At 59.2% G+C, this 22,808-nt stretch carries 22 protein-coding genes and 1 tRNA gene; 17 read left to right on the forward strand and 6 right to left on the reverse strand.

The features are described 5' to 3' along the window. Window positions 1–129 precede the first annotated feature (129 nt). Window positions 130–1,800 (forward strand): glucose-6-phosphate isomerase, encoded by a 1,671-nt coding sequence (pgi, locus tag EDC23_RS07890; RefSeq protein WP_134083119.1) that lies wholly within the window; start codon window positions 130–132, stop codon window positions 1,798–1,800. Window positions 1,801–1,974: 174 nt separating this feature from the next. On the opposite strand, the gene EDC23_RS07895 is transcribed toward pgi, so the two are convergent. After that, a tRNA-Leu gene (locus tag EDC23_RS07895) sits at window positions 1,975–2,059 on the reverse strand. 87 nt (window positions 2,060–2,146) lie between these two features. On the opposite strand from EDC23_RS07895, the gene queA reads away from it, so the two are divergent. The 5 genes from queA (at window position 2,147) to secF (ending at window position 7,748) form a co-directional block, all read left to right on the forward strand. Then, window positions 2,147–3,184, forward strand: coding sequence for a tRNA preQ1(34) S-adenosylmethionine ribosyltransferase-isomerase QueA (gene queA, locus EDC23_RS07900; protein ID WP_134083122.1), 1,038 nt, complete (start codon window positions 2,147–2,149; stop codon window positions 3,182–3,184). A 197-nt stretch (window positions 3,185–3,381) separates the two neighbouring features. Further along, complete coding sequence (gene tgt, locus EDC23_RS07905) at window positions 3,382–4,497, forward strand: tRNA guanosine(34) transglycosylase Tgt (protein ID WP_134083125.1); 1,116 nt, start codon at window positions 3,382–3,384, stop codon at window positions 4,495–4,497. Window positions 4,498–4,535: 38 nt separating this feature from the next. Then, a complete protein-coding gene (gene yajC / locus EDC23_RS07910; RefSeq protein ID WP_134083128.1) occupies window positions 4,536–4,877 on the forward strand; it encodes a preprotein translocase subunit YajC in 342 nt (113 codons plus the stop codon). A 63-nt stretch (window positions 4,878–4,940) separates the two neighbouring features. Then, window positions 4,941–6,794, forward strand: a complete 1,854-nt coding sequence (gene secD, locus EDC23_RS07915; protein WP_134083131.1) for a protein translocase subunit SecD — start codon at window positions 4,941–4,943, stop codon at window positions 6,792–6,794. A gap of 18 nt (window positions 6,795–6,812) precedes the next feature. Continuing rightward, window positions 6,813–7,748, forward strand: a complete 936-nt coding sequence (gene secF / locus EDC23_RS07920) for a protein translocase subunit SecF (RefSeq protein ID WP_134083134.1) — start codon at window positions 6,813–6,815, stop codon at window positions 7,746–7,748. A gap of 232 nt (window positions 7,749–7,980) precedes the next feature. On the opposite strand, the gene EDC23_RS07925 is transcribed toward secF, so the two are convergent. Beyond that, a complete protein-coding gene (locus tag EDC23_RS07925) occupies window positions 7,981–8,337 on the reverse strand; it encodes a hypothetical protein (RefSeq protein WP_134083137.1) in 357 nt (118 codons plus the stop codon). Window positions 8,338–8,715: 378 nt separating this feature from the next. Continuing rightward, window positions 8,716–9,519 (reverse strand): inositol-1-monophosphatase, encoded by an 804-nt coding sequence (gene suhB, locus EDC23_RS07930; RefSeq protein ID WP_134083140.1) that lies wholly within the window; start codon window positions 9,517–9,519, stop codon window positions 8,716–8,718. A 106-nt stretch (window positions 9,520–9,625) separates the two neighbouring features. Here suhB and trmJ point away from each other — a divergent pair, with 106 nt between their 5' ends. From trmJ to der, 11 genes are all read left to right on the forward strand, one after another. Further along, window positions 9,626–10,411, forward strand: a complete 786-nt coding sequence (gene trmJ / locus EDC23_RS07935; RefSeq protein WP_134083143.1) for a tRNA (cytosine(32)/uridine(32)-2'-O)-methyltransferase TrmJ — start codon at window positions 9,626–9,628, stop codon at window positions 10,409–10,411. A gap of 36 nt (window positions 10,412–10,447) precedes the next feature. Continuing rightward, window positions 10,448–11,260: a serine O-acetyltransferase gene (gene cysE, locus EDC23_RS07940; protein ID WP_134083146.1), complete on the forward strand. Its 813-nt coding sequence runs from the start codon at window positions 10,448–10,450 to the stop codon at window positions 11,258–11,260. Between the two features lie 112 nt (window positions 11,261–11,372). After that, complete coding sequence (iscR, locus tag EDC23_RS07945; protein WP_134083149.1) at window positions 11,373–11,858, forward strand: Fe-S cluster assembly transcriptional regulator IscR; 486 nt, start codon at window positions 11,373–11,375, stop codon at window positions 11,856–11,858. Window positions 11,859–12,106: 248 nt separating this feature from the next. Beyond that, window positions 12,107–12,538, forward strand: coding sequence for a nucleoside-diphosphate kinase (ndk, locus tag EDC23_RS07950; protein ID WP_134083152.1), 432 nt, complete (start codon window positions 12,107–12,109; stop codon window positions 12,536–12,538). Window positions 12,539–12,562: 24 nt separating this feature from the next. Next, a complete protein-coding gene (gene rlmN, locus EDC23_RS07955; protein ID WP_134083155.1) occupies window positions 12,563–13,678 on the forward strand; it encodes a 23S rRNA (adenine(2503)-C(2))-methyltransferase RlmN in 1,116 nt (371 codons plus the stop codon). Beyond that, a complete protein-coding gene (gene pilW / locus EDC23_RS07960; RefSeq protein WP_134083158.1) occupies window positions 13,675–14,451 on the forward strand; it encodes a type IV pilus biogenesis/stability protein PilW in 777 nt (258 codons plus the stop codon). The genes rlmN and pilW overlap by 4 nt, the downstream gene beginning before the upstream one ends. Window positions 14,452–14,460: 9 nt before the next feature. After that, the gene (locus tag EDC23_RS07965; protein WP_134083161.1) at window positions 14,461–14,913 is read left to right on the forward strand and encodes a helix-turn-helix domain-containing protein; all 453 of its coding nucleotides are present in this window, start codon (window positions 14,461–14,463) and stop codon (window positions 14,911–14,913) included. 189 nt (window positions 14,914–15,102) lie between these two features. Further along, window positions 15,103–16,389, forward strand: a complete 1,287-nt coding sequence (hisS, locus tag EDC23_RS07970; protein ID WP_134083164.1) for a histidine--tRNA ligase — start codon at window positions 15,103–15,105, stop codon at window positions 16,387–16,389. A gap of 60 nt (window positions 16,390–16,449) precedes the next feature. Then, window positions 16,450–17,109, forward strand: a complete 660-nt coding sequence (locus EDC23_RS07975) for a YfgM family protein (RefSeq protein WP_134083167.1) — start codon at window positions 16,450–16,452, stop codon at window positions 17,107–17,109. A gap of 14 nt (window positions 17,110–17,123) precedes the next feature. Next, the gene (gene bamB / locus EDC23_RS07980) at window positions 17,124–18,296 is read left to right on the forward strand and encodes an outer membrane protein assembly factor BamB (protein WP_166668808.1); all 1,173 of its coding nucleotides are present in this window, start codon (window positions 17,124–17,126) and stop codon (window positions 18,294–18,296) included. 41 nt (window positions 18,297–18,337) lie between these two features. Continuing rightward, a complete protein-coding gene (gene der, locus EDC23_RS07985; RefSeq protein WP_134083173.1) occupies window positions 18,338–19,732 on the forward strand; it encodes a ribosome biogenesis GTPase Der in 1,395 nt (464 codons plus the stop codon). Window positions 19,733–19,829: 97 nt separating this feature from the next. Here the strand turns inward: der and EDC23_RS07990 are convergent, their stop codons facing one another. From EDC23_RS07990 to xseA, 3 genes are all read right to left on the reverse strand, one after another. Next, on the reverse strand, window positions 19,830–20,054 hold the full coding sequence (locus EDC23_RS07990) for a hypothetical protein (protein ID WP_134083176.1): 225 nt from the start codon (window positions 20,052–20,054) through the stop codon (window positions 19,830–19,832). 528 nt (window positions 20,055–20,582) lie between these two features. After that, window positions 20,583–21,434, reverse strand: coding sequence for a peptidoglycan DD-metalloendopeptidase family protein (locus tag EDC23_RS07995; RefSeq protein ID WP_134083179.1), 852 nt, complete (start codon window positions 21,432–21,434; stop codon window positions 20,583–20,585). Continuing rightward, window positions 21,427–22,776, reverse strand: coding sequence for an exodeoxyribonuclease VII large subunit (xseA, locus tag EDC23_RS08000; RefSeq protein WP_134083182.1), 1,350 nt, complete (start codon window positions 22,774–22,776; stop codon window positions 21,427–21,429). The genes EDC23_RS07995 and xseA overlap by 8 nt, the downstream gene beginning before the upstream one ends. Window positions 22,777–22,808: the final 32 nt, after the last annotated feature.

A 22,808-nucleotide genomic window follows, 5' to 3' on the forward strand; every position in this document is an offset into this window, starting at 1 on the left:
GTGTCCATTGACGGCGTATTTTCTCTGTGATCCGAACGGCCCGGCAAACAATGGTTGCCTTGCCAGCATAGCGTGGTAGTATCTTTATAAGCCTGTAAGCTAATGAATTATGAAGGATTTGTGACCGTCATGTCCAAACCGCAGCCTGCACTATCCCGCACCGCCCTGCCAGCCTGGCAGGCGCTGCGCCGCCACGCCGAACAGCTGCAATCGGTGTCTATGCGGGATCTGTTCGAGAGTGATCCGGCCCGTTTCGACCGTTTCTCGCTCACTCTGGACGATATGTTGCTGGATTATTCCAAGAACCGGATCACGGACGAGACCCTGGCTCATCTGCAGGCCCTGGCCGGGCAGTGTGACTTGCCTGACTGGATCGAACGGTTGTTCAGCGGCGAGCGGATTAACCATACCGAGCAGCGGGCCGTGTTGCACACGGCCCTGCGTGATCCCGAGGCCGGGCCGATCCGGGTGGACGGGGAGGATGTACTGCCGCAGGTGCAGGCGGTGCTGGCGCAGATGCGCGAGCTCAGCGAGGCGGTACGCTCCCGTCACTGGCGCGGCTACAGCGGCCAGCCAATCACCGATGTGGTGAACATCGGGGTGGGCGGTTCGGATCTGGGACCGCTGATGGCCTGCGAGGCGTTGCGCCCGTATGCGATTCACGATTTACGGATGCATTTTGTCTCCAATGTGGACGAGAACCACATTCTCGACACCCTGGAATCGATCAAACCCGAGACCACGCTGTTTATTATTGTCTCCAAGAGCTTTACCACCCGCGATACCCTGGTCAATGCCAAGACCGCGCGTAACTGGTTCCGGCGGGTGGCCGGGGATGACTCGGCAATGGAACGCCACTTCATCGCCGTTAGCGACAATGTTGCCGCCGCGGGTGAGTTCGGGATTCCCGAGTCCAATATCTTTCGCATGTGGGACTGGGTCGGCGGGCGTTATTCCATGTGGTCGGCGGTCGGTCTGAGTATCGCCATCTCGGTGGGGATGGATCACTTCGAGTCGATGTTGCAGGGCGCCTGTGACATGGATCGCCATTTTCGTAACGCGCCGCTGGATCAGAACATGCCGGTGATCCTGGGGTTACTGGGCATCTGGTACAACAATTTTCTCGGCACCCAGACGTATGCCGTGCTGCCCTACGATCAGCATCTTAAATACCTGCCCGATTACCTGCGTCAGATGGACATGGAGAGTAACGGCAAGAGCGTCGATCGCCAGGGTAATCCGATTACCGATTACGAGACCGGGCCGGTATTGTTCGGTCAGCTGGGGATCACCGGCCAGCATGCGTTTTATCAATTGATGCATCAGGGCACCAAGTTGATTCCGGCGGATATTATCGCGCCGATCACCAGTCTGCACTGTATTCGTGATCACCATCGTACCCTGATGTCCAACGTCTTCGCCCAGACCGAGGCATTCATGCGCGGCAAGACCGAAGCCGAGGCCCGAACCGATATGCAGGCCCAGGGGCTGGATGAGGCGGAGATCGAGCGGCTGTTGCCATACCGCGTCTTTCCCGGCAACAAACCGACCAATACGATTTTGTTCCACACCCTCGATCCCCGCACCCTCGGACGGTTGATCGCGCTCTACGAACACAAGGTTTTCGTCCAGGGCGTGATCTGGGACATCAACTCCTTCGATCAATGGGGCGTGGAACTGGGCAAGCAACTGGCGGATAAAATCCTGCCGGAACTGGCCGACAACGACCCGATCGACAGCCACGATACCTCGACCAACGGCCTCATCAACTACTACAAGGGTTTGCGTCCGGATAAATAACAAATAACAGGGCCGAGGGACGAGTTACGAGGGACGAGGAAAAGCGATTGCGTAATCCCGACTCTGTATCATTGTTGCCAGCTCACGCGATAATACATTGACGGAAAATTCAGGAAGGAATCAGGGGCAGGGGGCTTTTTCCTCGGCCCTCGTAACTCGTCCCTGTGTTTAAGTTGGTAGCGCTCCCCGGACTCGAACCGGGACGGGTTGCCCCACGGCATTTTGAGTGCCGCGTGTCTACCAATTCCACCAGAGCGCCATTGCGGCGGCCATTATAGGCAAATCGGGCGGCGGTTGTAAGGGCGTTTGGGGTCGAAGGGGTTCAAATCTGCTACTATGCGCCGCCATGCGATGCCAGGATTTTCATTTTGATCTGCCCGAGGAGCTGATTGCCCAGGTTCCCGCCGCTCAGCGACGGGACAGTCGTCTGCTGTGCCTGGGCGTCACGGGCGAGATCGCGGATCGGCAGTTTGTGGACTTGCCGGAGCTGCTGCAGGCCGGCGATCTGTTGGTGATGAACGATACGCGGGTGATTCCGGCACGGTTGTTCGGGCACAAGGCGAGCGGCGGGCAGATCGAGGTGCTGGTGGAGCGGTTGCTCGATGACACTGACTTGCTGGCCCACGTGCGCGCCAGCAAAAGCCCGAAGGCGGGCACGACACTGCATTTGAGCGATAGCGTGAGTGCGACGGTACTGGGTCGTGAGGGAGAACTGTTTCGTCTGCGGCTCACCGATCGTGACGATCCCGAACGCACCCTGCTGGCGATACTGGACGAGCTGGGACACATGCCGCTGCCACCGTATATCCGCCGTGCCGATGAACAGGCGGATCGGGAGCGCTACCAGACCGTCTTTGCCCGACGCCCCGGTGCGGTGGCCGCGCCCACTGCCGGACTCCATTTTGATGAGGCCCTGCTGGCCCAGCTGGCCCGGCAGGGGATCGAAACCGCCTGGGTTACCCTGCATGTCGGCGCCGGCACCTTTCAGCCTGTGAGGGTGGAGAATATTCGCGAACATCACATGCACGCCGAATGGGTCGAGGTGAACGAGACTGTTTGCCAGCAGGTTGAACAGACCCGCCAGCGGGGCGGGCGGGTGATCGCGGTGGGCACCACCAGCGTGCGTTGTCTGGAATCCGCCGTACGCGACGGACAACTGCAACCGTTCACCGGCGACACGGATATCTTTATCTATCCGGGCTATGAATTTCAGATCGTCGACGGGCTGATCACCAACTTCCATCTGCCCGAATCGACCCTGCTGATGCTGGTCTGCGCCTTCGCCGGCTACGACAACGTCATGCGCGCCTACCGCCACGCCGTCGAACAGCGCTACCGCTTCTTCAGCTACGGCGACGCCATGTACCTCACTCGTAGTGAGTGATGGATATTCAACGCAGAGGGCGCGGAGACGCAGAGGCGCGGAGTGTGTGAAAATATAATTTTGAATGTTGAATTCTAAATTTTGAATTTCAGGGGACGGCTTCCATTCACAATTCAAAATTATTTTCTCTGCGTCTCCGCGCCTCTGCGAACTCCGCGTTATTTTTCCAGAGCATTTAAATAGAGTGAAGATTTTCGGTGAAATTTGAATTATTGCAATCCGATGGCGAGGCCCGGCGCGGGCGGTTGACGTTCGATCGCGGGACGGTGGAGACGCCGGCGTTTATGCCGGTGGGGACCTATGGCACGGTCAAGGCGATGACCCCCGAGGAGTTGCGCGAGCTGGGCGCGGAGATCGTGCTGGGCAACACCTTTCACCTGATGTTGCGCCCCGGTACCGAGGTGATCGAGGCGCATGGCGACTTGCATGATTTCATGCACTGGGACGGGCCGATCCTGACCGATTCGGGCGGTTTTCAGGTCTGGAGCCTGGGCAAGTTGCGCAAGCTGTCCGAGGCGGGGGTCGATTTTGCCTCGCCGGTGGACGGCAGCCGGCACTTCATGGGGCCGGAAGAGTCGATGGCGGTGCAGCGGACACTGGGCTCGGATATTGTGATGGTCTTCGATGAATGCACGCCCTATCCGGCCAGCGAAGCGGAGGCCCGCACGTCTATGGAACTGTCGCTGCGCTGGGCCGAGCGCTGCAAGGTTGCCCACGGCGACAACGCCGCCGCCCTGTTCGGGATCGTTCAGGGCGGCATGTACGAGTCGTTGCGCCAGGCATCGCTCGACGGCCTGACGCGGATGGGTTTTGATGGCTATGCCATCGGCGGCCTGTCGGTGGGCGAACCGAAAGAAGATATGCTGCGGATTCTGGACTATCTGGGTCCGCGGATGCCGGTCGATACGCCCCGTTATCTGATGGGGGTGGGCAAGCCGGAGGATCTGGTCGAAGGGGTGCGCCGGGGCATCGATATGTTCGATTGCGTGATGCCGACCCGTAACGCCCGCAACGGCTTCATTTTCACTTCCACCGGGCTGCTGCGCATCCGCAACAGCCAGTTTCGCACCGACACCCGGCCGCTGGACGAGACCTGCGACTGCTACACCTGCCGCCATTACAGCCGCGCCTATCTGCGTCACCTGGACAAGACCGGGGAGATTCTCGGTGCCCGGCTCAATACCCTGCATAACCTGCACTACTATCAGCAGCTTATGGCGCAGTTGCGCGCGGCGATTGCGGCGGGGAATCTGGGCGGATTCGTGGCCGATTTCTATGACAAACGCTCGCAAGCGCTGCCTGCTATGTCATAATAGCGCCTCTCTAACCTCCAAAATGCAAGGGACAGATTATGAGCTTTTTCATTTCCGATGCGATGGCCCAGGCGGCCCCGGCAGCCCAGGAACCCAATATCATGTCGCAGCTGATCTTTTTTGTCGGGATCTTCGTGATTTTCTATTTTTTGCTGATTCGCCCGCAGCAAAAACGCGCCAAGGAACATCGTAACCTCGTATCCGCACTGTCCAAGGGTGACGAGGTTGTAACCAACGGCGGCCTGGTGGGTAAAGTGACCGAAGTGGGCGACGAATATGTCAACCTGGAACTGGCCGATAACATCGAGGTCAAATTGCAAAAGCAGTCGGTGGTCAATGTGTTGCCCAAGGGAACTCTGAAGACCATCAACAAAGAATAACGACAAACACTTCGCGCGGCGGGGCTTAAAGCCCGCCGCGAACTCAATCCGGGAACGTGTTTCATGCTCAATCAGTACCCACTCTGGAAATATCTTCTGATCCTGTTGATTCTGGTAACAGGCCTTGTTTACGCCTTGCCCAATGTTTACGGCACGGATCCCTCGATTCAGATCTCCGCCACCGGCGAGGGGCAGGTCGACAGTGCGGCACACCATCGGGTTCGGGAGCTGCTGGAAGGCAATGATATTCCCTATAGCCGGATTACGCTGGATGAACAGGGTATGTTGGTACGTTTTGCCGATGTCGATGAGCAGCTCAAGGCGAACGACATTCTCCGTTCGGAAATGGGGGATGATTATGTCGCGGCAATGAACCTGGCGCCGGCGGCACCGTCCTGGCTGACCGGGCTTGGTGCGCTGCCGATGTACCTGGGGCTGGATTTGCGGGGTGGTCTGCACTTTCTGATGGAAGTGGACACCGACACGGTGATGGAGCAGACCTACGAGGATATGAGCAATGAGATGCGCACTATCCTGCGGGAGGCGAAAGTTCGCTATCGCTCGGTCACCCAGAAAGACGGAGCAGTGGAGCTGCGTTTTTCCAGTGACGAAGAGCGTGAGGCAGCCGATACCGCTATCAGTGCCGAGCGGCGCGATCTGCAACTGATCGAGCAGGAACGTAACGGGGCTTATTATCTTGTTGCCAGCCTGGCGGATAGTGCAATAACGGAAATCAAGAAGGCGGCGGTCAAGCAAAACATTACGACCCTGCGTAATCGTATCAACGAGCTGGGGGTAGCCGAGCCGATCGTCCAGCGCCAGGGTGAGGAACGGGTTGTTATCCAGTTGCCGGGGGTACAGGACAGTGCCCAGGTCAAGACCGTCATCAGCGCTACCGCGACGCTGGAGTTCCGCCTTGTCGATGTGGAAAATGACGTGCGTGAAGCGCAGCGGGGCCGGGTTCCTTTTGGTTCACGGCTCTATGAAGAGCGTAACGGCGATCCGATTTTGCTCAAAAAACGGGTGATCATCACCGGTGAACGCATCACCAATGCGACCGCCGGCTTCGATGAGGAGAGCGGTTCCCCGGCGGTGTTCGTCAATCTGGACGGCGCCGGTGCCAGCCGCATGGCCAGTGTGACCAAGAAGAACATCGGCCAGCCGATGGCGGTGGTCTTCATCGAGTACAAGCCCGAGATTACTCATGAAGACGGCGAAGAGAAGGTCGTGACCCGCAAGGTCGAGGAAGTGATCAATGTAGCGACCATCCGCGGTGTACTGAGCAAGCGTTTCCAGATAACCGGCCTTGAGCCGAATGAATCCAGCGAACTGGCGCTGCTGCTGCGTGCCGGGGCGCTGGCCGCACCGATCCGGATCATCGAAGAACGCACCATCGGTCCCAGCATGGGCCAGGATAATATTAACCAGGGAACCAGTTCGGTACTGATCGGCATGATTCTGGTGCTCGCCTTCATGGCCTTCTGGTATCGCGGCTTCGGCCTGGTGGCCAATGTGGCGCTGGTGACAAACCTGGTGCTGATCGTGGCGGTACTCTCCATGTTGCAGGCCACGCTGACCCTGCCGGGGATCGCCGGAATCGTGCTGACTGTGGGGATGGCGGTCGATGCCAATGTGCTGATCTTCGAGCGTATTCGCGAGGAGTTACAAAATGGCAATTCGCCCCAGGCCTCGATCAGTTCCGGCTATGCCAAGGCCCTGTCGACCATCGCCGATGCCAACATTACTACCCTGATCGCCGCCGTGGTGCTGTTTGTTTTTGGAACCGGTCCGATCAAGGGGTTCGCGATTACCCTGTCGATCGGGATCATCACCTCCATGTTCACCGCCATTATGGGTACCCGCGCCATCGTTAATCTGGCGGTCGCGGGCAAGAAACTGCGCAAACTGTCTATTTAAGGCAACAGGATTCGCGTCATGCAGATTTTCCAGAACACCAATTACGATTTTACCGGTAAACGTCATTACGCGCTCTTTCTGACCGCAGTATTGCTCATAATTGCCGTTGTCTCACTGGCGACGCGCGGACTGAATTTCGGTCTCGATTTTACCGGCGGCACGTTGCTGGAAGTCGGCTACAGTGAGCCGGCGGAGCTGGACGAAATCCGTAGCGCGATTGGCCGCGCCGGTTACGATAATGCCGTGGTGCAGCACTTTGGCAGTTCCCGCGATGTCATGATTCGTCTGGCCCCGCAAGAGGGGCAGATCAATGCGGCTCTGAGTGACGATATTCTCAAGGCCCTGAGAGCCGAGGATGAGTCGGTCGAGATGCGGCGTCAGGAATTTGTCGGTCCGCAAATCGGTGAGGAGCTGCGCGATGATGGCGGGCTGGCGATGTTGATCGCACTGGCCTTTATTCTGATTTATGTCATGGCCCGTTTCGAATGGCGCTTTGCGGTCGGCTCCATCGCGGCACTGATTCACGATGTGGTGATCGTAATCGGCTTTTTCTCCGTTACCCAGATGGATTTCGATCTGACCGTGCTGGCGGCGGTGCTTGCCGTGATCGGCTACTCGTTGAACGATACCATCGTGGTGTTTGATCGTATCCGGGAGAATTTCCTGCGCATGCGCAAGAGTCAGCCACCGGAGGTGATCAATACCTCGCTGAACCAGACGCTGTCGCGCACGGTGGTCACTTCCCTGACGACCCTGCTGGTGGTCCTGGCCATGTTTTTCCTCGGTGGGGAGATGATCCACTCCTTCGCCGCGGCGCTGCTGGTGGGTATCATTATCGGGACCTACTCGTCCATTTATGTGGCCAGCAGTGTTGCCCTGGCACTGAACGTCAACAGCGCGAACCTGATCCCGGTGGAAAAAGAGGGCGCCGATCAACCCGGCCATGAGCTTTGAAATCAAGTCTCTGGAAATAATCGCAGAGCGCGCGGAGGCGCTGAGTCGCGGAGAAGTGAATTTCGTGTTGCATTACGAGAAGTGATGGTGAAAAGCGAATTAACCAGAATGGCCAAATTCACTTTTGCAATTCTATTATTTTAACTCTGCGTCTCCGCGCCTCTGCGAACTCCGCGTTTTCAATTGGCCGTGAGACGGAGTGCAAAAAGCCCGCGGTTGCGGGCTTTTTGTTTTAGCGGGACTGGAATTTTTTCACTTCGTCCATCGGGTCCGAGTCATCGGCGCGGGGACGGACCATGCGACAGACTGTGCTGCTGCGGGTTTCGCATTCGGGATCGTTTTCATCCTCTTCCACGTTCCTGATGACCGTCTCCGCCCAGACGGCGGCAATGCCCCACAGGGCCGCACCCAGTGCCAGGGTGCCGAGACTGATGCCCTCAACGCCAAGCGGGCCGCCGAAAAATGCGTATATGAGGCTGATAATGCCGGCAATCCAGAATACTGAGATCGGTGCGGCGCAACAGCCGGCACAGCCATAGCGGCAGACCGCCACCGGCGGTGCGATTAAAGCGAAAGCACTACGTTTCACCATCCCCTCCTTAATAAATATTCGGGTTGAATATTCTGGTGATGTGTACGGTTACTGACTAGTAAGCATGAATTTTTGATCTCGGTCAAATGAATTTTGCCCCCGATGTGCCGGGGTGACGAGCAAAAAACCACCAGCGTCCCCGCCTGCGTGGTGGCGCCTGGGCTGCGCCTTTGGGTTAGTCCTTGATGCTGAAAAAGGATGTAGGTCACGCTGGCGACAGCCTGCGTGACAATTGGCTAGTGGGTGAGTCTCAGGTAGCGCTATGCGCAACCTGAGCTACGATACGCCGTTGCCTGGATTATTATTATATTCATTCTCTGCGATCCTCTGCGTCTTTGCGCCTCTGCGTTCGTCTCTTTTTACCGAAAAGAGAGCTCAACCCTTGAGGTCGTCGGGGACGAAGGGACGGATTTTCTGCAGCATGGCCTTGAACAGGCGGGGGTTGGCGGTGACGATATTGCCGTTTTTCATGTGGTTGGCGTTGCCGCTGAAGTCGCTGACCAGTCCCCCGGCCTCCTCGATCAGCAGCACGCCGGCGGCCATGTCCCAGCTGTTGAGACCGAATTCCCAGAAGCCGTCGAGGCGGCCGGCGGCCACGTAGGCCAGATCCAGGGCCGCCGAGCCGGCGCGGCGGATTCCGGCGCTGCCGGGGAGCAGCGCCTGCATCATCTGCAGATAGGCGTCCATGTAGGGCATATGCTCGTCACGGAAGGGGATCCCGGTGCCCAGCAGGGCGCCTTCCAGGGTGCGACGGGGGGTTACGCGAATGCGCTTGCCGTTGAGCTGGGCGCCTTCGCCCCGGCTGGCGGTGAACAGCTCCTCGCGCAGGGGATCGTAGACCACCGCCTGCTCCAGCCGGTTCTTGTGGCGCAGGGCGATGGAGACCGCGTATTGCGGGAAGTTATGCACGAAGTTGGTGGTGCCGTCGAGCGGATCAATAATCCACTCGTAGTCGTTGCCGGCATGGCTGCCGCTCTCCTCGGCCAGGATACTGTGGTCCGGATAAGCCTTGTGCAGGGTGCGGATGATCGCCTGTTCGGCGCGCCGGTCTACCTCGCTGACAAAATCGTTGTCGGCTTTTTCGGTGATGGTCAGAGTGTCGACCTTGTCCGCGTTACGGGCGATGATAAAACCAGCATCACGCGCCGCGCGAACCGCGATATTCAACATCGGGTGCACAAGCTTTTCCTTAATCCGGTTGCCAAAGAACAAAAACGCCGGCGGCGCCGGACGTCAAGGTGCGCTATTGTAGCAGGCTGTATTCAAACTGACAGGATGATTTGCGATGTCGGCAAAGCAGGACGACGTGCTCAATGCCCGCCTGTCGCGGGTGCGGGTGGTGCTGGTCAGCACCAGCCATCCGGGCAACATCGGCGCCGTGGCCCGGGCGATGAAAAATATGGGCCTGACGCAACTGGTACTGGTCAATCCGGCCGAATTCCCCAGCGGCGAGGCCCGGGCCCGGGCCTCGGGGGCGAACGATATTCTGGAACAGGCGCAGGTAGTGAGTTCGATGGAGTCGGCCGTGGCCGGTTGTGCCGTGGTGCTGGGCGCCAGCGCCCGGCTGCGCAGTATTCCCTGGCCCAGCCTGGATCCGCGCGCCGCCGCCGACAGGGTTCTGGAGGTGGTCGAGTCGGCGGATGCGGCGCTGGTGTTCGGGCGCGAGAATAACGGGCTGAGTAATGACGAGCTGGATCGGTGCAACTATCTGGTGCATATCCCCGCCAACCCGGATTACAGCTCGCTGAATATCGCCGCCGCCACCCAGGTGCTGGTGTATGAGCTGCGCATGAGTCTGCTGGAACAGACGGGGCGGCGGGATAACCGTTTCCACAGCGATCAGCCGCGGGCCACGGCCGATGAACTGGAGCGGCTCTACGAACATTTGCAACAGACTCTGACCGAGCTCGATTTTCTCAAGCCCAGCGCGCCGCGCCAGATCATGCGCCGCTTGCGCCGGCTGTTCGGCCGGGCCGAGCTGGATCGCATGGAGATCAACATCCTGCGCGGCATTCTGAGCGCCGTCCAGTCCCGCAGCCGCGGCGAAAAGACTGAAGAATCAGAGCGTTAATGGTAAAGTAAGCTTCAGGACAGATTAGAGCTTCTTATGTTCAGACGGATTAAACAAGACATTCAGTGCGTCTTCGAGCGGGATCCCGCCGCGCGCAACACCTTCGAGATACTGACCACCTATCCGGGGGTGCACGCGGTACTCTTGCACCGCCTGAGTCATGCCCTGTGGAACCATCACCTCAAATGGCTGGCCCGGGTGCTCTCCAACCTGGGTCGCTGGGTGACCGGGATCGAGATTCATCCCGGGGCGCAAATCGGCCACCGCTTTTTTATCGATCACGGGATGGGTGTGGTCATTGGGGAGACCGCCCAGATCGGCGACGACTGTACTTTGTATCACGGGGTGACCCTGGGCGGCACCACCTGGCAGAAGGGCAAACGCCATCCGACCCTGGCCAATAATGTGGTGGTGGGGGCCGGTGCGAAGGTGATCGGGCCGATCACCCTGGCCGAGGGGGTGCGGGTCGGCTCCAACGCGGTGGTGGTCAAGGATATTCCCCCCGGTGCGACGGTGGTCGGCATTCCGGGGCGGGTCGTGGCCAAGGTCAAACCGGGGCCGGAGGATGAACGGCGCAAGGCCTTTGCCGCCAAAATCGGCTTCGACGCCTACGGCACCACCCAGGACATGCCCGATCCGGTCGCCAACGCCATCGATTGCATGCTGGATCACATTCACGCCATGGATCAGCAGATGGAGACCATGTGCCGGTCACTCAAGGCGTTGGGCATGGAGATCGAGGTGCCCGATCTGCCCGATCTGGAGGTTTGCGATATCAGTGGCAAGGATCTGAAAGGGCCCGATGATATCGGGATGGCCGATGATCCGGGCAAACCCGAAAAGTCATGACTATAATATGGGTAAAATTCGCCCGGCATATTCTTGACTAAAATAGTAGGGCTTGCTAGATTAACCGTAAGTTAAACCGGTAAATCCAAATTATACGAGACAGGACAGTACAATGAGACTGACTACCAAGGGTCGCTACGCAGTCACCGCCATGCTGGATCTGGCGCTGCATTACAAAGAAGGGCCGATCACGCTGGCCGACATTTCCCAGCGCCAGGGGATCTCCCTTTCCTATCTGGAGCAGTTGTTTTCCAAGCTGCGCAAGAACGGTCTGGTCGACAGCACCCGTGGACCGGGCGGCGGTTACCGCCTCAGCCGCGATGCCCACGAAGTGGCCGTGGCCGACGTCATCACCGCCGTGGATGAAAAGGTCGAAACCACCCGTTGCGGCGGTCTGTCAAACTGCCAGGATGACCAGCAGTGCCTGACCCATGATCTGTGGACCGATTTGAGTTATCAGATTCACGATTTTCTCAAGGGTATCAGCCTGGGCCAGCTGGTTGAACGACGGGGTGTCCAGGAAGTGGCCGCCCGTCAGGAACGCCAGCAACAGGCCAGCTTCCAGTCGCCGCAAGGCAAGGTCGCGGTCGAATCCTGAGGCCTGATCGCCCCTTGCCCCGTTCGCGCGGGGCAAGGGGTGATCCGATTCAGGGTATTGCGGCGGCCGTCACTGCGGTTCGACCGGCTGTGCGATTAAATCCTGCTCCATGCTCCGGGAAACCGGTCTTGCTGATTGCCTGCGGCCCCGCCAGGGGATAAAATTCCCGATCTACCATTTGTGATATAAACCCGTGCCCTGGCGCGGGTTTATGCTATCTTGCTACCCTGAACCAGGAGTAACTCTGCATGGCCGTTGAACGCACCCTTTCCATAATCAAACCCGATGCCGTTGCCAAGAATGTGATTGGCGAGATCTACAGCCGCTTTGAGAAGGCGGGCCTGAATATCATCGCCGCCCGGATGCTGCATCTGAGCAAGGAGCAGGCGGGGGAGTTCTATGCTGTGCACAGGGAGCGTCCCTTCTATAATGAACTGGTTGAGTTCATGACCTCCGGGCCGGTCATGGTTCAGGTGCTCGAAGGCGATGAGGCCATTGCCAAAAACCGCGAAGTGATGGGTGCCACCAATCCGGCCGAAGCGGCGCCGGGCACCATTCGCGCCGATTTCGCCAAAACCGTGGATGAAAACGCGGTCCACGGTTCCGATGCCCCGGAAACCGCCCGCGCCGAAATCGCCTTTTTCTTCAACGACGACGAAATCTGTCCGCGCACCCGCTAGGGTCTTACAGGAGCATTTATCACCTTGAGCGAGCACGACAAAGTCAATCTGCTGAATTTCGATCAAAGCGGCTTGCAGGCCTTTTTTGCCGAGCAGGGCGAAAAGGCCTTTCGCGCCACCCAGGTGATGAAATGGATCTACCAGTTCGGCGTCGACGAGTTCGACGCCATGACCAATCTGGGCAAAGGGCTGCGCGAGAAGCTCGATCAGGTCGCGGAAATCCGCCCGCCCGAGGTGGTCAGCGAACAGCGTTCCGAGGACGGCACCATCAAGTGGCTGCTGCGGGTGGACAATGGCAACTGCATCGAAACGGTGTTTATCCCCGAGGACCATCGCGGCACCCTCTGTGTCTCCTCGCAGGTCGGTTGCGCACTGGACTGTACGTTCTGTTCCACCGCCCAGCAGGGCTTCAATCGTAATCTCTCCGCCGCCGAGATCATCGGCCAGCTGTGGGTAGCCAACCAGCGCCTGCACAGTATTCCGCGCGTGGAACGCAGCATCAGCAACGTGGTGTTGATGGGCATGGGCGAACCCTTGCTTAATTTCGACAACGTGGTGCGCGCCATGAATATCATGATGGAAGACAACGCCTATGGGCTGTCCAAGCGACGTGTGACCCTGAGTACCTCCGGCGTGATTCCGGCACTCGATCGTCTCAAGCAGGTCAGCGATGTGAGCCTGGCCGTATCACTGCACGCGCCGACCGATGAACTGCGCGATCAGCTGGTACCGATCAACCGCAAATACCCGATCAAGGAGTTGATCGCGGCCTGCCTGCGTTATATTGACGGCGATTCACGACGTAAGATTACCTTTGAGTATGTGATGCTGGCGGGAATCAACGACAGCGAGGCCGATGCACGGGCATTGATCAAACTGTTGCGGCAGGTGCCCTCCAAGATCAATCTGATTCCGTTCAACCCGTTTCCCGGAACCGACTATCGCTGCTCCGATGCGGCGACCATCAACCGGTTTCGTGATATCTTGCTGGAAGCGGGGCTGATGACAGTGACCCGCAAGACCCGTGGCGATGACATTGATGCCGCTTGTGGCCAGTTGGCCGGCCAGGTGCTGGACAAGACCAAACGCAAATTACGGCGCACTGCCGAACAGATACCAATCAACAGGGTGGGAACATGAACCGATATCTGCCTCTTGTATTGCTGATCGTTTCGACGCTGATGCTGGGGGCCTGTACCACTACCAGCAGTAAACCAGCACTGTCGGACGAACGCCTGCGCGAGGCCTCGGAACTGAACGCCGAGCTGGGTGTGAAGTACATGCAACAGGGCGATAACGAACGGGCAATGGGAAAGCTGCAAAAGGCGATTGACCAGAACGAGGACAATGCCCGGGCCCATCATTACCTGGGCGAACTCTATCGCCGCGTCGACCGGCCCGAGAAGGCCGAACAGCACTTCAAAGAAGCCCTGGATATTACCCCGAAGGATCCCTCGTTGTTGAACAACTATGCGGTGCTGTTATGTGATCTGGAAAAATATGAAGCGTCCGATCGCAATTTCGAAAAAGCACTGGATGATCCGGTTTATTCCGGCAAGGCGGGTATCTACGAGAACATGGGTCAGTGTGCCGAGACCCGGAATAATCTCAGGCAGGCTGAGGAGTATTACCTCAAGGCCCTGCGACTCGATCCCGAACTGCCCATCGCCAATCTGGGTATGGCCCGGTTGACCTTTGATATGAGTCTGTACGGGCAGTCCCGCAACTACCTGGAACGGGCTCTGGAGCAGCGCAAGCACAATGCCCAGAGCCTGTGGCTCAGTATTTTGCTGGAACGCCAAGCAGGTAACAGAAATAAGGTGACCAGATATGCCATGTTGCTCAAGGAACGGTTTCCGGATTCCGAGGAAACCCGAAAATTGAGAAAGCTGGAACGCCAGGGTAAACTTTAAGGGGGCAATATGACACGGGAGGCATTACATCAGCCGGAAATGCCGCCCGCCGAACCGCGTATCTGGCCCGGCCAGCGTCTGCGTGAAGCCCGTGAAGCCCAAAATCTGAGCCGTGAACAGGTTGCCCACCAGCTTAATCAGGAAGTGAGCACTATTGCGGCCCTGGAAGAGGACGATTATGCCCGCCTGCCGGGCAAGACCTACATCCTGGGTTACCTGCGCAGCTATGCCCGTCTGTTGCAGTTGCCGGAAAATGAAATCATCGATGCCGTCCAGATCGATCGGGAGGAAAACCGTGATCTTCTCCCCGGACACCTCAACTCTGACAAACCGATCCCGCTGACCACGCGCAACAGGCGGCCGCTGCGTTATGTGATATTGATTATTTTGATTATTGTCGCGCTGGTCGGTCTGTTTGTCGGCGTCCCTTCCCTGCCGTTCGCTCTGGACTGGCCCTTCTAGCCGGCGGGTTTTCGGGGTTGAGCCGGCACTTGCCTGCTGTGCGCCCTGGCCGGGGATACTCCGTCGGTCCTGTTTTACTGAAATTGCCTCCCGATCCCCCACCGCATGGCGGTTTGAATCGCGTATAATGGCGACCGTTTTCAGCGTCGGGAGACGCTTTTTCGCGCATCGCAAATACAGGGTATCAACGTGGCAAACGCAGTCCAGGCAATCCGGGGCATGAACGACATTCTGCCGGCAGAGACGCCGCGCTGGCAGTTCGTGGAGCAGGCATTTCGCGAGTTGATGGCCGGTTATGGCTACCGGCAGATTCGGCTACCCCTTGTCGAGAAAACCGAGCTGTTCAAACGCTCCATCGGCGAGGTGACGGACATTGTCGAAAAGGAGATGTACACCTTTGAGGATCGCAACGGCGACAGCCTGAGCCTGCGCCCGGAAGGGACCGCCGGCTGTGTACGCGCCGCCATCCAGAACAGCCTGCTGAATCAGGGGGCACAGAAGCTGTGGTACGCCGGCCCGATGTTCCGCCACGAGCGGCCGCAAAAGGGGCGTTATCGCCAGTTTTACCAGCTCGGGGTCGAGGTGTTCGGCCTGAGCGGCCCGGATATCGATGCCGAGCTGATCGTGCTGACGGCCCGGTTGTGGCAGCGGCTTGGGCTGGCACAGGATGTCCATCTGGAGATCAATACCCTGGGCACCAGCGAGTCGCGTCGCGCCTATCGCGCGGTGCTGGTGGAATACTTCAATGCCCACCTCGATCAGCTCGACGAGGACAGCCGACGCCGGTTGCACAGCAACCCGCTGCGCATTCTTGACAGCAAGAATCCCGAGATGCAGGCGCTGATTGAGGCGGCTCCCCGCCTGCAGGATCACCTGGATGACGAATCAAACGCGCACTTTGCCCGTGTGCGGGAACTGCTCGAAGCGGTCGGCATCCCATACCGGGTCAATCCGCGTCTGGTGCGTGGTCTCGATTATTACGCCAAAACCGTGTTTGAATGGGTCACCGACAAGCTCGGGGCTCAGGGCACCGTGTGTGCCGGCGGCCGTTTCGACGGCCTGGTCGAGCAGCTGGGCGGCAAGCCGACCCCGGCCATGGGCTTCGCCCTGGGTATGGAGCGGCTGGTGGCGTTGCTCGACGAGCGGCCGTTCGACGAGACGCCGTACTGCCCGCACGCATATCTGCTGCTGGCCGGGGAACAGGCCGAAACCGCGGGGCTGCAACTGGCCGAACAGTTGCGCGACACTCTGCCTGCCTTGCGCCTGCAGGTCCACTGCGGTGGTGGCAGTATCAAGAGTCAGATGAAAAAGGCCGATCGCAGCGGCGCCGCTTACGCCCTGATTCTGGGGGACCAGGAGCTGACCGAACAGCGCGTGACGGTGAAGGATTTACGCGGCGACAGGCCGCAGCAACAGGTGGCGCAGAACGAGCTCGCGGGATTTCTGGCCCGTGAATTCACCCTGGCTCAGGACTGAGCGGACCCGCAACGGGATCGGGCCGCCACGGGACTTATTTTCAAAATACTGGATAAAACGATGGCACAGTTAGAACGCAGCGAAGAAGAGACCGTCCAGGCGATCAAGGACTGGTGGAAGGAAAACGGCCGCGCCGTGATTGCCGGCGTGGTGCTGGGAATCGGCGGGATCGTGGGGGTTCGTTACTGGTTTGATCACCAGCAGCAGAACCAGCACCAGGCCTCTCAGGCCTACAGCACTGTCCAGATGGCGCTGCAGGCCGGTAACCGGGAACTGGCCGACAAGGCGGTCGCTGCGCTGATGGAAGAGTACGACTCCACGGCGTATGCCGTGCTGGGAGCGCTGGGGATGGGCCGGCTGGAGCTGGAAGCGAACCGGCCCGGGGAGGCTGAATATTATCTGCGCTGGGCGCTGGATAACAGCGACATCGACGAATATCGGCATCTGGCCCGGCAGCGTCTGGCGCGGTTACTGCTGGTTGAACAGCCCGAACAGGCAGCCGAGCTGCTCGACGGGGTGAAGGAAGGCGGTTACGGGTCGATCTATGCCGAAATTCGCGGGGACATTGCCGGGGCGCGGGAGCAGCCGGATGAGGCACGCGGCCATTATCAACGGGCGCTGCTGGGCGCCGAAAATGCCCTGCGCCGACAGTTGCTGGAGATGAAGCTCGCCGAGTTGTCCGCCGGGGCCGTGGCGCCGAACAGTGAGGTTATGCCGTGAGAAGAGTCGGAGTAGTGAGTCTCGCGCTGCTGGTCGGCGCCTGTGGATCGTCGCCCAACCTGCAGCCCCCCCGCGAACTGGAACCGATTGACGAGCCCATGCGGATCGACACCGTGTGGTCGGGCCAGGCCGGACGGGGTGCCGGGGAGCAATCTCTGCAGTTGCCGGTACGTCATCACGAAGAAACGGCCTATGCGGCGGATTATCAGGGCTATGTGAAAGCGTTTGCCGTCGATAGCGGCAAGACGGTGTGGGAGCGACAGACCGGTCTGGAACTGGCCACCGGCGCGGTCCATGCCAACGGCCGGCTCTATTTCGGGACCCGGCAGGGCGAAGTGGTCGCGCTGTCGGCCGAGGACGGGCGCGAATTGTGGCGCAGCGAACTCTCCAGCGAGGTGATCGCCCGCCCGGCGGTGGCTGATGGCACCCTGGTCGCCAGAACCAATGACGGCAAGGTGTTTGCGCTGGAGGCGGCCAGTGGTCTGCGCCGCTGGGTGTATGATCGCGATGTCCCGGCCCTGACCCTGCGCGGCAACAGCGCCCCGATCATTGTCAATGATCTGGTCATCGCCGGTTCCGATAACGGACGCCTGACGGCCCTGGTACTCGATAACGGCTCGGTTTTCTGGGAGACGCCGATCAGCCATCCCTCGGGCAAGACCGAGCTGGAACGGATGATCGATATCGACGCCGAACCGGTGGTGGTTGATGAGATGGTCTATGCCGTGACCTATCAGGGCCGGCTGGCCGCGGTGGATATCCGCTCCGGACGGGTTCAGTGGACTCGCGAAATGTCCTCCTACACCGGCATGGTGGCGGACGATCAGCGTATTTATCTCACTGACAGTGAAGGCCAGATTCTGGCCTTGAATCGGCGCAATGGTTCGACCTTGTGGCGGCAGGATAAATTGCAACGTCGCAATCCCACCCGCCCGCGACTGGAGGGACCCTATCTGGTGGTGGCCGATTACGACGGTTATCTGCACTGGCTGCTGCGCGAGAGCGGCCGGATGGAGGGACGGGCCCGGCTCAATGCCGGCGCTTATCTGTTTACCGATGAGTCCGACGATTACGAGCATGTATTTCGCAAGGAAAACAATGTGCTCGCCCGACCGCTGGTGGTCGGGGAACGGGTGATTGCGGTGGATCGCCACGGTTTTCTGGCCGCCTTTCGACGGGCAGAGTAGTGCCGTCCTTCGCACCGCCAATAATCTGATCAGGATATACCATGCAACCGGTTATTGCCCTTGTGGGTCGTCCCAATGTTGGCAAGTCCACCCTGTTCAACAAGCTGACGCGTTCGCGGGACGCGCTGGTGGCCGATCAACCGGGCCTGACCCGGGATCGGCAGTTCGGCGAGGGCAAGCTGGGCGACAAGCCCTATATCGTGGTCGATACCGGCGGTCTCAGTGGCGAGGATGCCGAGCTCGACAGCCTGATGGCCAGCCAGTCGTGGCTGGCGGTGGAGCAGGCCGATATCGTGCTGTTTATGGTCGATGCCCGCGCCGGTCTGTTACCGGATGATCACGCTATTGCCGAGCGGCTGCGCCAGAGCGGCAAAACGCTGTTTCTGGTGGTCAACAAGGTCGACGGCACGGAGGCCGCGCTGGCCACCGCCGAGTTCCATGCGCTGGGACTGGGTGAGCCCTACGCCATTGCCGCCAGCCAGGGACGTGGGATCAAACCGCTGATGGAACAGGTTCTGGCCGCTTTGCCTGATGCGGATGCCCGGGAAGAGGGGGTGCCGCCGGGGATCAAGGTGGCGATCATCGGGCGGCCCAATGTCGGCAAATCCACGCTGGCCAACCGGATCCTCGGTGAAGAGCGGGTGCTGGCCTATGACAGTCCGGGCACGACCCGGGACAGTATCTACCTGCCTTTCGAACGCGACGGACAACACTATGTCCTGATTGATACCGCCGGCGTGCGACGCCGCAGCCGGGTTAAGGAAACCGTTGAAAAGTTCAGTGTTATCAAAACACTGCAGGCGGTCAAGGATGCGCATGTGGTATTAATGCTGCTCGATGCCCATCAGGGGATCAGCGATCAGGATGCCAGCCTGCTCGGATTTGTTCTGGAGAGCGGCCGGGCGCTGGTACTGGGGGTGAATAAATGGGACGGGCTGGAGAAAGATCAGCGTGACTGGATACGTCGTGAGATCGACGCCAAGCTGCCGTTTCTCAGTTTTGCCGAGGTCCATTTCATATCCGCCCTGCATGGCACCAATGTCGGCCATCTCTTCGCGTCGATTACCACGGCCTATGAATCCGCCACCCGCACGCTCTCCACGGCCAGCCTGACCCGGTTACTGCAGGATCTGGTCGAGGCCCATCCGCCGCCGATGGTACGCGGCCGTCGGATCAAGTTGCGTTTCGCGCATCAAGGGGGCCAGAACCCGCCGGTGATCATTATCCACGGCAACCAGACGGCCTCTGTCCCTGACAGCTATCGGCGCTATTTGATCAACGGGTTCCAGAAGCATCTGGGGCTGGAAGGGACACCGGTGCAGGTGGAATTGCGCAGTGGTGATAATCCGTTTGCCGGCAAGAAGAACAAACTGACCGCCCGCCAGTTACAAAAACGCCAGCGCCTGCGCCGCTTCGTCACTAAACGCGGCAAGTAATCCCGCCTTCAGGTATAAACCCCGCTGTGTTGCTGAGGGCCATCCTGCCGTGTTCTGAACAGCGTAATGCTGATTGCCGGGCATTCCTCATTGTATGTCACGTTACACCCTGGGCGTTAATACGTTGCAGGGTGTCCCGCCACAGGCGGTTCGGTGTATCAGCGCCGAGAAACTGACACTTCCCGACTTCATTTTCATACCAGCCCTGATGATATTGCTGCGGCTCTGCACTGTAGCCCCACCAGTTGCCGTTGGCGTCCTGGGCTATCCAGTTGATCCAGTCCGGTAATCTTAATCTATTTGCAGATATAAAATGTGACAAGGTTTGCTGATATCCAGGTCGCTGTTCGATAGTTTAGGCGATTAGATCGTAGCGTAAATTTGTCACCGATTACAGGAGCCGGTTATGAAGTGGTTTGACATTATCCTGAACGGGTCGTCTCGATTGCCTGATGTATTGCGTGCCGCTTTCAGTGTGCCGGGTTCACCGGATAATGATCTGCGCTGTCAACGAGAGCGGCGTAATAACAGTGAGCGGCGCAGGGCGCAGCGGCCAGTTTATCTGCAGGGTACCGATGATGGGGGCGAACGGCGTTGCAGCCATGGCCGGCGGAGCGGGGATCCGTGTTCACCGGTCTCCTTTATCGGCGTGTTTCTTCGCCAGGATTTATCTCGCGAAAAAGATCGTTCCGGGAGCGCGTGGGCGCAAGAGTCCGGCTGAGACTGTTGTCAGCGTACCCGGTCTTATTGGTAGTGACATGTTGGGCGAGCCGGAGTAGGGGTACGACCGGCCTGGTGTCAATCGACGCTATCGTTATTCGGGATGATTATTCTGTTCGTAAATCAATGATTATTTTGTCTTTTCCAGTTGGCTCATAAACAGCTCGGGATCGACCTTGAAGCGGTTGAGAAAGACGGCCCAGTGCAGATGCGGGCCACTAACCCGGCCGGTCATGCCGACTTCCCCCAGTTTCTGGCTCTGGTTGATGTGCTGGTTTTCCTCGACATCTATTTTGTCCAGGTGACAGTACAGGGTAATCAGTCCCTGGCCGTGATCGATAAACACGGTGTTGCCGGTAAAAAAGTAGTCGCCGGTGCGAATGACTGTTCCTGAAGCCGGGGCAATAATCGGTGTCCCCACGGGCGCGGCGATATCCAGCCCGGTGTGGCGGCGAATGCGCTCCTGGTTGTTGTAGATCCGCTTGAGTCCGAAGGGGCTGCTGAAACGGCCCTCTACCGGCGTGATGAAGCTGGCGTCCACGTTGTCGCGTTCGCTCCAGCTGTTAATCGCCGCGGTGATCTGTTTCTTTTCCCGGTAATGGCGCTGGAGATCTTCCTCACTGAGGGAGACCTTGCTTTCGTCGCTAATGGTGATATGGGTGGTTTTGTAATCCTTGTCTACCACGCGAAATTCCTTGTGGAAGTTATCCTGACCATTGCGGACTTTAAGACGATGAATACCGGGTTGGGCAGACAGGGGGATCCCGACGATGGCTTCCCAGTGCGTGTCATTGGCGCGCACCATCACTTTTTTCTTGAGATACGAGACTCCTGGCCTGGCTTCGTTCACGTCGTTCAGGGTAATGATTGCGACACCGCCGGGTATGGCCTGATGACGGGGCAGGGTGTTGGCTGACACCAGCGTGCTATAAAACACGACAGCAACAGCGAGTGTTCGCAGAAAGAAACCAGGTTTATTCATCTTCGAGTCTCTCGATTACGGCAATAAAACGGCCCCGGTGCAAGCGTGCCCGGATACGGCTGTGTCGGGAAATCTGTTTTACATCGGTAATGATTTTATCCCCGGCTTCGGTGCTGACAATAGCATACCCGCGACTCAAGGTGGCCAGCGGACTGACGGTCTCCAGTGCCCGGGCCAGATATTGCAGCCGCTGCCCACTGTCCTCCAGGTGACGGCGCATGAGGCGGGCAAGTCGAGTCGTCAGTTGTTGTCGCCGTTCCTCAAGGTGACGCAGATTGTGCCGGGGATTGTGCTGTTGCAATCGTTCGCGCACGGTGTCGAGACGTGCGGCGCGCTCACGTAACTGGTAGCGCCAGGCATTGTTGCGCCGGATCTCCAGTTCATCCAGTCGCTGGGCGACCGATTGCAGATAGCGTTGCGGGTGCGGCAACTGTCGCGCGAGCCAGCTCAACTGTTGCTCCCGCTGGCGCAATTGCTGCTGCATCACGCGGGTCAGGCGTTGCCCCAGCTGCGAGAAGCTCTGCTGCCATTCGATCCGGCTGGGGCTGACCAGTTCCGCGGCGGCGGTGGGGGTGGGGGCGCGGAGATCGGCGGCAAAATCGGCGATGGTGACGTCTGTCTCATGGCCCACGCCGCTGACCACCGGAATCGGACAGTTGTGGATGGCACGGGCGACCTGCTCCTCGTTGAAGGGCCACAGATCTTCCAGTGACCCGCCGCCGCGGGCCAGAATCAGCACGTCACATTCGGCGCGCCGGGCGGCGGTATGCAGGGCCTCGACGATGGCCGGCGCGGCGGTTTCGCCCTGGACCGGCACCGGGTAAACCACCACGGGCAGCCCCGGGAAGCGCCGCTGCAGGGTCGTGACAATATCGCGGATGGCCGCGCCGCTAGGGGAGGTGATCACCCCGATGCGCTGCGGGAAACGGGGCAGAGGCTGTTTGTGCTCGCTGGCAAACAGTCCGGCGGCCTCCAGCTTGACCTTGAGTTCGTCAAAAGCGCGGCGCAGGGCGCCGTCGCCGGCCTCTTCCATGTGTTCAACGATCAGCTGGTAATCGCCGCGCGCCTCGTACAGGCTGACCCGGGCGCGAACCCGCACCTGCAGGCCGGCTTCCGGCCGGAATTTGAGCAGCAGGTTGCGGTTACGGAACATGGCACAACGGACCTGGGCGGCTTCGTCCTTGAGGGAGAAATAGAGATGGCCGGAGGCGGGTCGCGCCAGGTTGGAGAGCTCGCCTTCCAGCCAGATGGCCGGGAAGCCGGTCTCCAGCAGGGTGCGGATCTCGCGGTTGAGTCGCGAGACACTGTAGATATCGCGTTGTCCGGGGCTCGGCTGATTCATGAAAGCAGGATACCGCAATCACGCCCGTTGTG

Origin of the sequence: Thiohalophilus thiocyanatoxydans, assembly GCF_004366735.1 — a bacterium.
Lineage (GTDB): Bacteria > Pseudomonadota > Gammaproteobacteria > UBA6429 > Thiohalophilaceae > Thiohalophilus > Thiohalophilus thiocyanatoxydans.